We start from the raw sequence: 12,727 nt of genomic DNA on the forward strand, positions 1-12,727 counted from the left end.
CGGGCTAACTTATCTTAAAGGTGGTGAGCAACATGGCTAATAATGGCGGCGGAGGTTACAAGGTTCCGAACTCATCTAGTGGAGTAGTTAAGGCACCGAACGCAATTATCAAGAATCAAGGTTCACCAAAGAAAACAACTGGTGGAGATTTGAGAGCAAAGTAACAACAATCGCAGGGTGGGCTGTAGCAACAACCACAGAAGGAGTGACCTTATGAATAAAATAAGCAGAAAAACGGTAGAAGTCGCTGACCTACCTAGACGATATCCGATGAATCTCCAACTGTTCTCAGAAGACGGAACGCCATCTTTGGAGGATAGTCCAGAGTATCAATCAGACATGAACGAGTTTGATAGCAAAATGCAAAGATTCATGTCTGATAGGGAATCGCCTACAAATGATGAACCAACTGAAACTGTAGAGGACTCTGAACAAGCAGAAACGCCGGAGGTCGCTGAACCGGAAGAGAAACCTAAACAGGACTCAGAGACGAATAAAGCTTTCCAAGAGATGCGCAAACAATTAGATGCGGAGAAAGCGCGCGCCGCAGAAGTTGAAGCAAGAGCAAAGAAAGCAGATGAGCTCATCGCCAAACAGTATGGTGAGAGTCATGGAATATATACCGTAGAACAATATGAACAACGGTTACAGGAAGAGGAAGAACGCGCCAACATTGAACGTTATGAGGGTGCAGGGTTAACGCCTGAAGAAATTCAGATGTTGAAAGAATATCCGCAACTCAAGCAATCGACTACAGCTGAACAAGAAGCTAAACGTAACCAAGAGGCTGAACAAGGATGGGTAGAGCTGTTCGAAAAGTTTCCCGACCTTGGAAAAGCGGTGGCAGATCAGAATCAAGAAGCAGTTGACTTGTTCTACAACGACAAGATGAAAAAGGAAATGGAACGCGGAGCTTCACCTTTAGCTGCTTACTTAAGTGCAAACTTTGACGCGGTATTAGAGAGCCGCCTAAAGAACGTACAGGAAGCCGCAAAGCAGGAAGCACTGGATAAGCTCAACAGTAAAGAACACTTAGCCCCTAATGCTTCAACGGGTGGAGAAGTTGACCATGTAGAGATTGATGATGAAACTATGAGGGCTTATAGAGCCCTGAACAAAGGTAAAAGCGATGCGCAAATACGTGCATGGCATAAAAAACACGCTAAATAGGAGGCAATAACATGGCAAACGCACCAGGATTTAGACCGAAGATGCGCCCAGGGATGGGTGAACTTCCTTTCGAATATTTACTTTTAACCGATGCAGAAGGTGCAACACTTGGCGAGGGTCTTGTGTTGACTAGTGGACGTTTGACGAAAGCAGGTCCAACAGTGAAACCTCAGTTTGTCTCAGTACGCACCCAAACGGCTGAAACAACATCTGTTACACCACTCCCTGTATGGCGCGTAGACGCGTTGCAAGAGTGGACAACACAATCTACAGCGACGGTTTCCGCAACGCTTAAAGGCGCTAAGGTGACGCTACACACGGACGGTATGAAGGTTACTGCAACGACAGCAAGTGGCGTATTTGAGATTGACGATACTGATGGAGCTACCACGACATCCAATGTCAGTGGACGCTTTGTATAAGGGGGCTAACTAGATGATATTTTCTAAAGCAGCAGGACTAAATGATTCTGTGTTCGGCAAGTCGCAGGATCCAATTAAAATGATGTTGACCGATCAGAAGGAGGCATTCGAGTCTGAGTCCGTCATTGATAAAATCTTCTGCATGGATGAGACAGGTAACTTTGCTGAGAAGTACACTTACGAAACATCTTTAGGTGACTTTGAAGCAGTGGGAGAACAAGGTGCTTATCCTGAATCTTCTTTCCAAGAAGGGTTTTCCGCAATTGTCGAACCAGATGAATGGAAACTTCAATTTTCCGTTACTCAAACGATGATTGAAGATGCCAAGATGGGTAAAGTAAAGCAAAAAGCTTATGGATTTATGAAATCATATCACCGTGGCCGTGAAAAGTTTGGTCTTGGTATTCTAAACAATGGTACAAGTTCCTCTATGCTGTTTGGTAACAACAATAAACAGTTTGATATTCGCGGTGCTGACAAGAAAGCCTTATTTGCTACAGATCACCCGTCAATCACAGGTGGTTACGGCGCTCAGTCCAACTACATCTCCAACCCGTTCTCCTACGATTCCCTTTGCCTAGCAGAAGAATCTATGCAGTACATTCGTAACGACGATGGCGAGATCATGGACATTAGTCCTGACACGATCATCATCCCATCTAAGGCGCGCATTAAGAAGTTGGTTTTTGATGCGATCGGCGCTGAAGAAGGATCTCCAAACACAGCTAATAACTCCTTCAACTTCCAATATGGTCGTTGGAATGTAATCATGACTCCTTACCTTAACAACACTGCAGGGATCACTGCTGGTACTGATACTTGGTATTTGGCTGACTCTAAGTGGATGGAAATGTACGAAGGATTGATCTTCCTTGATCGTATTCCTTTGAACGTTCGTTCATATGTGGATGAAAAAACCGATGCTAACATTATCAAGGGGCGCGCACGTTGGGTGGCTAAACCTAACAGATGGAACGGAATTTTGAAGGCAGATCCGGGACTTTCCGGAACACTGTTAACATAGGAGGGATCATATGCCAGCAAGCTCAGGAACAACTAGCTTTACAGCACTGGCACTTGGTGACAATGATCTATTTACAGGCGTACTTAACGGTACGTCTGTTTTTGATCCTGCATCACTTGCGACATATACCGGAACAGCATCCAGCGCTATTACAGTTACTGGTGCAGCACTAGGAGACTTCGTAATCGTGACTGCGCCATATAATTTGGCTGGAATCATTGCAAGCGGCACTGTTAGCGCTGCAAACACAGTCGTTATTACACTATTCAACGCCTCAGCCGCAACGATTGACCTTGCATCTGGTGTATGGAAAATAAAGGTGCTGAAGGGGTGACGCATATGGAACAGCGTAGCACTTGGGGCAATGCTGTTGGCAACACTTCGAGAAAAAAGAATAAACTCCCCTTCAGAGGATTCCAAAAAGAAACTGATGATATGAACGAATCACAACGTAAAGGTGTCCAAGTCTGGAATGAAATGGTCACTAGGTTGATTGAAGTTGGAGAGATGAAGGACAAGTAGAAGGGGGCTATAGGCTCCCTTTTTTTACTTTAGGAGGGATAAGATGTTAGTACCTATTGAACTATTAGAATCTCAAATTAGTCGAACAGAACATCAATTACTGATGCATCTGATCATTGAACAAAAGGAAACGAATAAGTTACTTCAACAATTGGTAAAACCACAACCAACAAACCGAAAGGCGGTAAATAAATGACCGGACGTGTAGTAGTTGAACCATTTTCACGAGCTGTACCCGTTACAAAGAGTGACACAACTTTAATCGCGCCATCTAGGGGTATCATGGCATCTGGAGGAACGGAATTAGCTATTGCATTTCAAGATGGAAGTACCGTAATACTCACTAATATTACTCCTGGATACATTTACCCAGTGTCAGCAGTAAAGGTATTGGCTACCGGAACCACAGCAACAGATATTATCGCATTTTATTAAGGCGGTGACTCATGCTAATACAAGAAATTGTTGAAGAAATCATAGAGAAACTGCCAGAGAATAATGTGCCTGTTGTCTCTATCTTACGCAAAGTCACACAAACAAGAGATAGACTTATGCGCAATGTGAGCTCGTCACAGGCTCAATCAGAGGTATTGACTCAAGCTTTTGACGTGACTGTTGGGAATGGGTTGTTTGACCTTATATGCCCTCCTAGTAACATCACAGAAGTTGTAATACGTAAATCAATCTACAATAATCAACCGTTCATGGATGATCCTTCTGATTGGCTAAGAGTACCATTGAAACCCTTTAATGATCAGGAACGTGGACCATATTACTACTTAGTCGCGGGACAAATAGGGATATTTCCTCCACCTGCTTATGACATCTTTTATGGATTTAAAATGTTCTATACTCCTGCTATTGGTGAACTAACAATGGATGATCTAAATAGTGGCAGTGGATTTGATCCTGATTTTGATATGTTGCTGGTGTACGGTGTTTTACGAGACTTAATGCCAGAAAATGAAAGTTTTGAGGTTCGGTATCAGCAAATATATAACGAGTACCGAAGAGCGACAAACGATTACGTACACTTTGTTGTACAGGAAAGTTGGTGATACCATGACAAATCGTTATCCTTGGAAAACAAACACCAGTCAAAACACTGCAGATCAAGACGATCCGCGCTATGAGACTCCGGGCGGTGCACAGTATAAAGCAGATAGGGCTGAACAGAATGCAAAAGATTATTCAGATCAGAAGCTAAACACTTTTAAAAACGCACCAGAACTTGATATACAAAACGGCGCTATTGTCACAAGACATCTTAGAGACGAAGTTGTAACTACACCTAAACTGGCACAAAAAGCTGTAAATTTATCTAAAGTTGATGATCCAGTACTTGATGCGAAAAACCATAAGTACAGTGGTAAAGTTAACGCCCAAACCGTCAAAGAAGCCATAGACATTCAGGATGATCGTATTCAATATTTTATTGATAACAGCGGAACCAGCGTGGCAGAATTAATTGATGCAAGACAACCAGTTTCTGGAACTCCATTTCCTAATGTAAAGAAGAGATTGGACTCTTCAGACAAATGGAACTATGGATTTTTCCAATCTAAGCTGAGAACTACAACTAAAATAAATTTATACGGAACTTCAATCACTGCTGGCGTGGGTTCTACAGGATTCAGTATACCAGCTGATAACCCGATTATTTTCGACAACGGAACAGATGTATATAGGGAATCGAACTACACATGTCCGTGCTGGGCAAACTTTTTGAGAAATTATATCAATGCGAACTATCCTAATATTGTTTTTAGAAACAAGGGTATAGGCGGTATTAGTGCAAGGTATGTAAATACTGGTAATAACAAAAGCTTTTTATTTGATGAAACAGAGGACGTAGCTTTTGTTATGTTCGGGATGAATGATAGAGGTTTAGGTGACTTTGAAACTAATATCAGATCAATTCTGTCTTACGTTAATGCCCGAGCTAAATGCATGATTGTTATGATTGAAAATCCCGTATTAAATGATAACCCATCCATCAACGTTGAAATGAGAACGGTAAACGACACTATTATTAGAGTGTGTGAAGACAACGGTTATTTTTACATTTCCCATTATGTAGACATGCTGAAATATATTTCGGATACTGGAACTCCTTTCGAAACATTACTGCAAACCACTGGATCACATCCTGTAGATCCGGGATATCAGTTTATGTGGAACAACATTCAGAATAAGCTTAAATTCACTAGTGATCAAAACTCCTTTAGGGATCGCGTGAAAACATCGTACTACCCATTCAATACACACAATTACAGCACTCCAATTACAGAATATCCTTTTGGGATGTCATATGAACAAATATCATCTGCCATTTCAACTGATTTCCCAGAGGGTAAGCCGGGAGTGTTAACTACTTATAGAGCAAAAGATGATAATGACTATTCATATCAAGAGTACAAGGTATTTAGAAGTAATAGTAAATACATCCGTTTTTCTGAGTTTGGTGTGTTTAAGAAATTCGTAGCTATTGGAAACATTGAATTAGCTCTTAATTTCGCAAGTGGAGAAAAGCCTATAACTGATTATCCGTGGGGTATATCTTATTCACCAATGCAAAGTTCATCTACTGGAATTTACGGGTTGCCTGATAATGCCGGGGGTACAGTTGTGACCTATCGCACTCAGGAGACGAGTCCGTATAACTACCAAATGTTCTACCAGTACGGAACGAATTTGATATTTTCCCGTTACGCACTAACAAACACCACATGGAGTGCTTGGAAATGCATGAACCCAATAACTGGCATCACACGCACGTTTGGCTTTAATGCTCCTATTAACTCAATGACCTTAAGCGGCCTAACTGCTACGATACCAACAGCAGATACCACTAAAAACTCATATGTTGTTTCTCCTAAAAGTGTGTTGGATACATCTCTATTCTTTAGTTACTCCGTATTAGGAACAACTTTATATGTGAGGTTGTTCAATGCAAGCGGCACAGCGATCACTCCCGGGAATTTAGAGTTTGATGTGACGATTACAAGAAAATAATGCCGAAAGAAGGTAGACGAATGGCGCTTTCTATGAGAAGTGAATTGGAATCCGGGATCATATTAGAAGAATCTTATGTGCGGATACAAAATTTAAGCGGAAATAAGAACATTATTTCTATTGATGTAGGGGTGTTTGGATCACAAACATTATGCGAGGAAGGGAAACCACCTATAAGCTTTATGAACTACTTTTTCACACCAAATAGTGAGGATTCTGCACTTAGATGGGATAAACAAGCTTATGAATATCTAAAGAATCTACCTGAGTTTGAAAATGCAACAGACGTACTCGAATAGAATTAATTTAAGCATGTTAGTGTCTGTGATGATTAAATATAGAAGGAAAGTCATGGAATATCCAGCCATATTTGTATATGATGTTTCTATTCGTACTAATATATAAATTTAGTTGGAGGGTTTTCCGTGGGAAGAAGTTTTATCCAAATTTCCGAGATATTGCTCAAAAGGGTTTTGCAAAAGACCATATGGAAGAATGAAAAGTTTATGCGTAATTTATTTGTTAAGAAATATACCCGTATTAAAAACAATGTAGTGGTTAAGCAAGGTGAAAAAGATAGCTTGTTACATCAAAAACTAGTATCAAACTCAGTATGTAATATTAAACTTATCGGAGATAGTTTAACTTATGGAGTTGGTGTCTGGACATATCATAAACGGGGAGACTCCTCTTTGATTATCGCAGTTGACAATGAGGAATTTCGTGAATCTCCGAAAAGTATACACACTTGGTCAAATTACTTTAGAGAGTACATCAGTGAAAACTTTTCATCTGTTTCTTTTCAAAACTATGGTCTGCCTGGTAAATCAGGAAAGTGGATTAATTTGCATAGAGAATCCTTAGTGAATGATTCAGAGGATGTTGTATTTATCATGGTTGGTACTAATGATAGATGGGATTGTTCTTCTGTATCTGAATTCGAAAAGAACTTAGAGGAATTACTTATTTATGTTAATAGTAGGTGTAAGTTGATGTATGTGTTTAGTCCGCCGCCAGTTGCAAACGGAGAAGAACATTTGAATTTTGGAATGCGGGAAGTTAATGAAGTAGTTAAAAAAGTGTGTGAAAAACATGATTATAATTTTCTGTCTCATTATGAGAATATGTTGCAATATTCTCATAACGAAGGTATCCCATTATTTAGTTTGTTTGAAAAGAACGGGTCGCATCCAATAGATCTAGGATATATAAAAATGTGGGAATATGTGAAGGTCAGATTAAACTTAATCTGATTACGTCTTAGTGTATTATCGGACCATACTGCGCACTACTGAGCCCTCAACTGAGGGCTATTTGCATTAGAAAGGAGGCTTACCATGACACTGCCATGGCGCGGAACCACGCCGGAGATTGCGAGCGAGGATGATTCGAGGTATGAGACGCCGGGAGGCGCACAGAACAAGGTTGATATATCTCAGCAATACTTACTGCATCTGCTAAAGCTTGCGGTTACAGGGCTTAGTAATGGTTCAGAAGCGGCAATTGCAAGGTATAGTACACCGTATGACATTACGTATGATTGGTTGAAGGATCGGCTGGATGCTGCAGACGAACGGGATATAAGCGTTGATAAAAATTTAGGGTCTGGATCCGTAAATGTTAAGAGCCCTCCGATTCCATTAAATGCAGCAATTGGTGATAATGTTGCTGATGATGGAACTGCTATCCAGAATATTGTTAACTATGGGATGTCTGTAGGAAAGAATATCTATTTTCCTACAGGAGCGTACAAAACCAGTGCCACTATCACCATGGATAGAAATGTGGAAGGTCAGCAGGAACGTATCAGTTTATATGGAGATGGCGCAGGGTTATCTATCTTCAACTACACCGGATCAGACGTTTTCCTAGATATGATTGGGTCGTTAATACCTAACCAGACATTAATCAGCAGTGCAGGTTTATCATCGTACCAAAATATACGTGACTTGGGTTTTAGTGGGAATAATTACTTAGGAACAGCGATCAGAACATCAAACAACAACCATTTCAAAATGACGAACGTGAAGATCTTTGGTTTCGATTTTGGTATGCACATGATCGATATGGAGCAAAGCATGTTTGAAAACGTAAGTATATCATGGTGCCAAAAAGGGATGTTGTTCGAACAAAAAACGCCATTTAATTCCTATAGCACAAGACCTAACATTCTCAACTTTTATGGATGTATTGTAGGTGCTTGTTTGCAGTATGGAATCCATACAAAAGGCGGGACTGAGTTCAACTTTATTGGTGGAATGATTGCTAACAATGGATATAATAACCCAAATAACATGAGTGATTTTTCATGGGGAATAAAGGTTGAAGATGCAGGATATCAAGGTGGGGTTGCTTGCAATCTTATAGGTGTATATTTCGAGGATAACGCTGGAAAATCAGATGTGTGGTTCCAAAATAACGCAAATGAAACCCCAATCATCAATGATTCTGTTTATAACGTGCAAGGATGCAGTTTTAATCGCGCAAACAATTTATACTTCTCTAAGAATAACATCTTATGTACTTTTTCTAGTGGTGCAGGAGTTCAAAAACTGTGCTTAATGGGTTCAAGTTTTAAGTATTACGGATCATATGTACAAAATGTTGGTAGAAAAAACATTGAATTTGATGGATCTGTATTAACCGCGACGAGAGAAAACTTTGAGTCCATTGGTTGCATATTCAAATCTAGCATAGAGGGAATGGTAGTTAACACAATCGCTAAACCATTCATCGAAGCATCTAAGACGACTCTGCAATCCATTACAAGCGGTTCTTGGCAGAAATGGCAGCTAAACACGGTATCCATCCAAAAAAATGGTGACATGTCTTTGAATACTTCAACCAACGTTGTTAATATCGCTGAATCTGGTGTGTATTCCTTGAGTGCTAATGTTATATTTTCAGCAAATGCTACAGGAAAAAGAGGTATTAGAATCGTACATTCTGTTTACGGGGTACTATCAAATGTATACGTAGACGCAGAAACGACACAGTTTGATTTAACGGTGTCCACAACGAGGGTTTTATCTACAACTGGTAGTGTTTATGTGGAAGTGTACCAATCAAGCGGATCTGGTTTAAACATAAATGGTGCTGATAGTTCTTATACAGTGCTTAATGTAACGAAAATCCAAGATATGTAGGTGGTAAAATGAACTTACAACAAATCATCAACGAAGCTGACCTACTGGTACCAAACGAAGTGCCTATATCCGACAAGGTAATGTGGCTGAACGCACTCAACCAAGACTTTTTCAACGTAGTCAAAATACCACGGGTGATATCACTCAACCCATTAGTAGATCAGGCCACATACACACTATCAGCTGAAGTAAGGCTGAAGAATATTGACCTTCTAACTGTGGGGCTAATCAAGTATAAGGAGCTACTACCCATCGCGCCTAACCCGTTACAGAACACATATACATTCGACGACAGCACATATACTCTAACTTTGCGTCCTGCACCGTATAGCAGCGGTTTGCAGGGCGTTTTACGTTACAGTAGGATTGCTACAACCAACTTTACTCCAAGCGACCTGAGCGCGGTTCCAGAGGCTCCTGAGGAGTATCATTGGAGCTTTATACCGGGGCTTGCATCCTTCTTAGCAAGTGCGGTTGACGACGATGTTAAATCTAGCCGGTATGAAGCACAGTACAAGACTGCATGGAACAAAGCGGCCCAAAACTACGTTGGGAGTGTTGCACAATGAGTAGGCTGATTCAGTACGAAATACCAGAGCTACGCGGACCACTACCAGGTATTCAGGAGCCTATCAGCATCCGGCAGTGGCAGGGACTGAATACCTTCGATCCTTACAGCATTGCCGAGTCACAACTTACCGACATGTCCAATATGAGCACAAGTGATTACCCTGCCCTCTCAGTGAGGTCGGGGTTTTCTGTTTTAGGTACGTTTGGCAGCAGAATATTAGGAATGGGCGCGTGGAAGAGTGAGCTGCATGTAATCGCCAACGATGGGGGCTGGCATCGATGGAACGGCAGCACATGGACCACTTTGCTCACTGGTCTTGATACGTCCGCTGAGTGGTCGTTTACGGTGTTCCAAGGTGATGAGTGGGCTGATATTAACCTAATCGGTGTAAACGGTATTGTTGCTAAGCGCTACGATGGATCAACAGTCTTTGATCTTGCAGGAGTCCCAGCAGGAGCTAAACATATAACTACCTACGAGAATCGCATGTGGGTTGCTTTTAAAAACGAAATACGCGCCTGTGCCCTAGATCAACCGGAGAAATGGGATCTATTTGAAGGTACTGATGAGGATAGCTACGGCAGGGTGATTGAAAGCACGCGTGGTGAAAATGTAAACATGCTGAATGGCAGTCTTACAAAGCTAACCATAGGGATGCCTAACAGCCTACACGAACTATATGGCGGCGTACCTTCAAGCTTCGTCACAAAGCTCATTACCGACAACGTTGGAGTGTTAAATAACAAATCTGTTTCGGCACAAGATGGTATCATGCGCATCATCGACCAGAGGGCTATATACGATTACGCTGGCGGCAACCTTCCTAATCAGGAGTTTTCGCAGATTGTGGGTGGTTATCTGAATTCGATGGATGCTAATACATCTTCTGGATCAGACCCGGATCTGATGTATTTTCGCACACATACCAATGAAATCATGGTTTATGACTCGCGTACAGGTGTAGGCTGCTGGAGTAGATGGACTAACATTGATCCCACGTTCTTCCTGCTGCTGGATGATGTTATGTACATCGGGGATAGCTTGGGACGTGTACTGAAGCTAGGTTCATCTCCAAACGATGCTGGATCGCCTGTAAGCTGGTCATTCACCACCAAGCCATTTACCAACCCTACTATGTCACAACGTCAACGGTGGCTTAAATTGTGGCTGTACGCCGAGATTCCAGTAGGAACAACCATTAACATCTTCTTATCTACCACAAAGGACGGAAATGACTTCACCCTTGTACACACCGTTACTGGATCAGGTTCAAAGGTTGAGCGCATTATCATCCCGGTGCGTAGCGTAGTTCTCGAAAATACAGTCAGAGTTAAGATATCCGGCACTGGACCAGCGAAGATACACGAATTAGTTCGTCAAATCAGACAGCTATCACTATTTTAGGAGGCTTATCATGGGTATATGGAAAATGTCCCAACTAAAAGCACCACCACAAACTAACGATGCAGGAGAACTGCGCGAGTATATTAAATACTTTTCAAATCAGATAGCTATCATGCTGAAGGATCTTGATTTTACTTTGAATGGAGATATCAATTTTCAAAATGTGAAAGCTAAGTCCATCACCGCTGACCGTATGGATGTCCAAGAATTGTCTGCAATAACAGCTAATCTAGGGCACATCGTAGCTGGACTTATAGAGTCGGTGCAGATATTTGGATCCTATGTAGCTACTCGTAACGGCGCTTTTCCTCGGGCAGAACTTAATAACACGGGTGATTTGTTGGCGGTTTATACGGATGCGGATAATTCACTTACAATAGAGCCGGGGATAACGAATGAGCCGACAATAACATTTCGTAATAGCGGAGCACCTTCGTTAATATTAGGCCCAACGTTTGGATTTTCGGGGATACTTGCTTCACTGAGCTTATTAGTGGGGACTCAAAATGGATCTTTGCAGCTTGAATGCGGAACGGGACCTTTAGATAATGTAACCGTTCCTAGTTGGAGCAAATTTAATAATGCGTCAACTGGATTGTCATTACAAGACGAATTAGACTCTATTAGAGCTGAATTAGCTGGGAAAGCTGATATTTAACACTCTGTATAAATTCCTATTGTGATGGTACAATTAGGAAAAACTGTTACGGAGGTTGTCGAATCATGAAAAAGATAATTACAGGAGCAATTGCAGGGGCGCTTTTGCTAACAAGTGTATCAGTATTTGCAGATAGCGCTAGTTTAGTAGGGAAAAAAGTTCAGGGATTGTTCACAGTTGAACAAAATGGAACCAAAATAGCAGACGCTGTTATCATTGATGGTGTTGCATATGCTCCAGTAAGAGCAGTTTCTCAAGCTGCAGGTGTTCAATTAACGGTAGAAGGGAAGAAAATCATAATGAAAGAGTCTGAATCAGAGACAACAAAAGCTGAACCAGTGGCAACGGCGATACCAGAACCTACGCCAGTAGCACCTACTGCAACACCGATGATTGATAAATCAGTAGTAACTAAATTAAATATTTTGAACGGAAAGATTATGTCATTGTCTGCAAATATAGCCTTAACTGAAGCTCAGTTAAAGGACGATCCAAATAACTCGGATTTGAAAAAGAAAGTTGAAGATGCTAAGGCACAATACAATACCCTAAAAGCTGAGTATGACCAATTAAAGGCTGAATCAGGGCTGTAATGGGTGAATTTTGGCTAGCGATGCTATATCTTTTTTTAATGTGTGCCGCATTACTTGTAGTGGTTATCCTTTTGCAATTAGCGGCTAAGAAGATATACCATCATACATTGAAAAAGCACGGAGAATCGTCAATATTCCTCAGAAAGTTTTACGAAATAGATTCTTGGGAACTTATGTGTATATTTATTGTGATTTCATTTGT

General features: G+C 41.2%; 16 protein-coding genes. All 16 read left to right on the top strand.

All coding sequences use genetic code 11. From position 1 onward, the window contains the following. Positions 1 to 32: 32 nt before the first annotated feature. The 16 genes from MHI32_RS01600 to MHI32_RS01675 all read left to right on the top strand — a co-directional run bounded on the left by MHI32_RS01600 (position 33) and on the right by MHI32_RS01675 (position 12,525). Positions 33 to 164, top strand: coding sequence for a hypothetical protein (locus tag MHI32_RS01600; protein ID WP_339245898.1), 132 nt, complete (start codon positions 33 to 35; stop codon positions 162 to 164). 49 nt (positions 165 to 213) lie between these two features. Next, positions 214 to 1,170, top strand: a complete 957-nt coding sequence (locus MHI32_RS01605) for a hypothetical protein (protein WP_340011783.1) — start codon at positions 214 to 216, stop codon at positions 1,168 to 1,170. An 11-nt stretch (positions 1,171 to 1,181) separates the two neighbouring features. After that, positions 1,182 to 1,592: a hypothetical protein gene (locus MHI32_RS01610; protein ID WP_340011784.1), complete on the top strand. Its 411-nt coding sequence runs from the start codon at positions 1,182 to 1,184 to the stop codon at positions 1,590 to 1,592. 13 nt (positions 1,593 to 1,605) lie between these two features. Further along, positions 1,606 to 2,616, top strand: coding sequence for a hypothetical protein (locus MHI32_RS01615; protein WP_340011785.1), 1,011 nt, complete (start codon positions 1,606 to 1,608; stop codon positions 2,614 to 2,616). A 10-nt stretch (positions 2,617 to 2,626) separates the two neighbouring features. Beyond that, a complete protein-coding gene (locus tag MHI32_RS01620; protein WP_340011786.1) occupies positions 2,627 to 2,950 on the top strand; it encodes a hypothetical protein in 324 nt (107 codons plus the stop codon). Positions 2,951 to 2,955: 5 nt separating this feature from the next. Further along, the gene (locus MHI32_RS01625) at positions 2,956 to 3,138 is read left to right on the top strand and encodes a hypothetical protein (protein WP_339245910.1); all 183 of its coding nucleotides are present in this window, start codon (positions 2,956 to 2,958) and stop codon (positions 3,136 to 3,138) included. 192 nt (positions 3,139 to 3,330) lie between these two features. Further along, entirely contained in the window at positions 3,331 to 3,573 is a 243-nt protein-coding gene (locus tag MHI32_RS01630) for a hypothetical protein (protein WP_340011787.1), read from the top strand. A gap of 11 nt (positions 3,574 to 3,584) precedes the next feature. Further along, the gene (locus MHI32_RS01635) at positions 3,585 to 4,196 is read left to right on the top strand and encodes a hypothetical protein (protein ID WP_340011788.1); all 612 of its coding nucleotides are present in this window, start codon (positions 3,585 to 3,587) and stop codon (positions 4,194 to 4,196) included. A gap of 4 nt (positions 4,197 to 4,200) precedes the next feature. Then, positions 4,201 to 6,153, top strand: coding sequence for a GDSL-type esterase/lipase family protein (locus tag MHI32_RS01640; RefSeq protein WP_340011789.1), 1,953 nt, complete (start codon positions 4,201 to 4,203; stop codon positions 6,151 to 6,153). A gap of 20 nt (positions 6,154 to 6,173) precedes the next feature. Then, the gene (locus MHI32_RS01645; RefSeq protein WP_340011790.1) at positions 6,174 to 6,452 is read left to right on the top strand and encodes a hypothetical protein; all 279 of its coding nucleotides are present in this window, start codon (positions 6,174 to 6,176) and stop codon (positions 6,450 to 6,452) included. Between the two features lie 126 nt (positions 6,453 to 6,578). After that, positions 6,579 to 7,406: an SGNH/GDSL hydrolase family protein gene (locus tag MHI32_RS01650; protein ID WP_340011791.1), complete on the top strand. Its 828-nt coding sequence runs from the start codon at positions 6,579 to 6,581 to the stop codon at positions 7,404 to 7,406. Between the two features lie 84 nt (positions 7,407 to 7,490). Continuing rightward, on the top strand, positions 7,491 to 9,299 hold the full coding sequence (locus tag MHI32_RS01655; RefSeq protein WP_340011792.1) for a hypothetical protein: 1,809 nt from the start codon (positions 7,491 to 7,493) through the stop codon (positions 9,297 to 9,299). A gap of 8 nt (positions 9,300 to 9,307) precedes the next feature. Further along, positions 9,308 to 9,868, top strand: a complete 561-nt coding sequence (locus MHI32_RS01660; RefSeq protein WP_340011793.1) for a hypothetical protein — start codon at positions 9,308 to 9,310, stop codon at positions 9,866 to 9,868. Beyond that, positions 9,865 to 11,274: a hypothetical protein gene (locus MHI32_RS01665; RefSeq protein WP_340011794.1), complete on the top strand. Its 1,410-nt coding sequence runs from the start codon at positions 9,865 to 9,867 to the stop codon at positions 11,272 to 11,274. Before MHI32_RS01660 ends, MHI32_RS01665 begins: the two co-directional genes overlap by 4 nt. Before the next feature lie 10 nt (positions 11,275 to 11,284). Beyond that, entirely contained in the window at positions 11,285 to 11,932 is a 648-nt protein-coding gene (locus MHI32_RS01670) for a hypothetical protein (protein ID WP_340011795.1), read from the top strand. A gap of 65 nt (positions 11,933 to 11,997) precedes the next feature. Next, complete coding sequence (locus tag MHI32_RS01675) at positions 11,998 to 12,525, top strand: hypothetical protein (RefSeq protein WP_076308605.1); 528 nt, start codon at positions 11,998 to 12,000, stop codon at positions 12,523 to 12,525. Positions 12,526 to 12,727: the final 202 nt, after the last annotated feature.

The sequence above is a fragment of the Paenibacillus sp. FSL H7-0690 genome, assembly GCF_037980415.1.
GTDB lineage: Bacteria > Bacillota > Bacilli > Paenibacillales > Paenibacillaceae > Paenibacillus_AQ > Paenibacillus_AQ odorifer.

Bases quoted from the DNA above. Each gene is read 5' to 3' on its own strand.
- MHI32_RS01620 (WP_340011786.1), top strand. From the start codon at position 2,627: ATGCCAGCAAGCTCAGGAACAACTAGCTTTACAGCACTGGCACTTGGT.
- MHI32_RS01665 (WP_340011794.1), top strand. From the start codon at position 9,865: ATGAGTAGGCTGATTCAGTACGAAATACCAGAGCTACGCGGACCACTA.
- MHI32_RS01645 (WP_340011790.1), top strand. From the start codon at position 6,174: ATGGCGCTTTCTATGAGAAGTGAATTGGAATCCGGGATCATATTAGAA.
- MHI32_RS01635 (WP_340011788.1), top strand. From the start codon at position 3,585: ATGCTAATACAAGAAATTGTTGAAGAAATCATAGAGAAACTGCCAGAG.
- MHI32_RS01660 (WP_340011793.1), top strand. From the start codon at position 9,308: ATGAACTTACAACAAATCATCAACGAAGCTGACCTACTGGTACCAAAC.
- MHI32_RS01625 (WP_339245910.1), top strand. From the start codon at position 2,956: ATGGAACAGCGTAGCACTTGGGGCAATGCTGTTGGCAACACTTCGAGA.
- MHI32_RS01605 (WP_340011783.1), top strand. From the start codon at position 214: ATGAATAAAATAAGCAGAAAAACGGTAGAAGTCGCTGACCTACCTAGA.
- MHI32_RS01655 (WP_340011792.1), top strand. From the start codon at position 7,491: ATGACACTGCCATGGCGCGGAACCACGCCGGAGATTGCGAGCGAGGAT.
- MHI32_RS01610 (WP_340011784.1), top strand. From the start codon at position 1,182: ATGGCAAACGCACCAGGATTTAGACCGAAGATGCGCCCAGGGATGGGT.
- MHI32_RS01600 (WP_339245898.1), top strand. From the start codon at position 33: ATGGCTAATAATGGCGGCGGAGGTTACAAGGTTCCGAACTCATCTAGT.
- MHI32_RS01615 (WP_340011785.1), top strand. From the start codon at position 1,606: ATGATATTTTCTAAAGCAGCAGGACTAAATGATTCTGTGTTCGGCAAG.
- MHI32_RS01640 (WP_340011789.1), top strand. From the start codon at position 4,201: ATGACAAATCGTTATCCTTGGAAAACAAACACCAGTCAAAACACTGCA.
- MHI32_RS01670 (WP_340011795.1), top strand. From the start codon at position 11,285: ATGGGTATATGGAAAATGTCCCAACTAAAAGCACCACCACAAACTAAC.
- MHI32_RS01630 (WP_340011787.1), top strand. From the start codon at position 3,331: ATGACCGGACGTGTAGTAGTTGAACCATTTTCACGAGCTGTACCCGTT.
- MHI32_RS01675 (WP_076308605.1), top strand. From the start codon at position 11,998: ATGAAAAAGATAATTACAGGAGCAATTGCAGGGGCGCTTTTGCTAACA.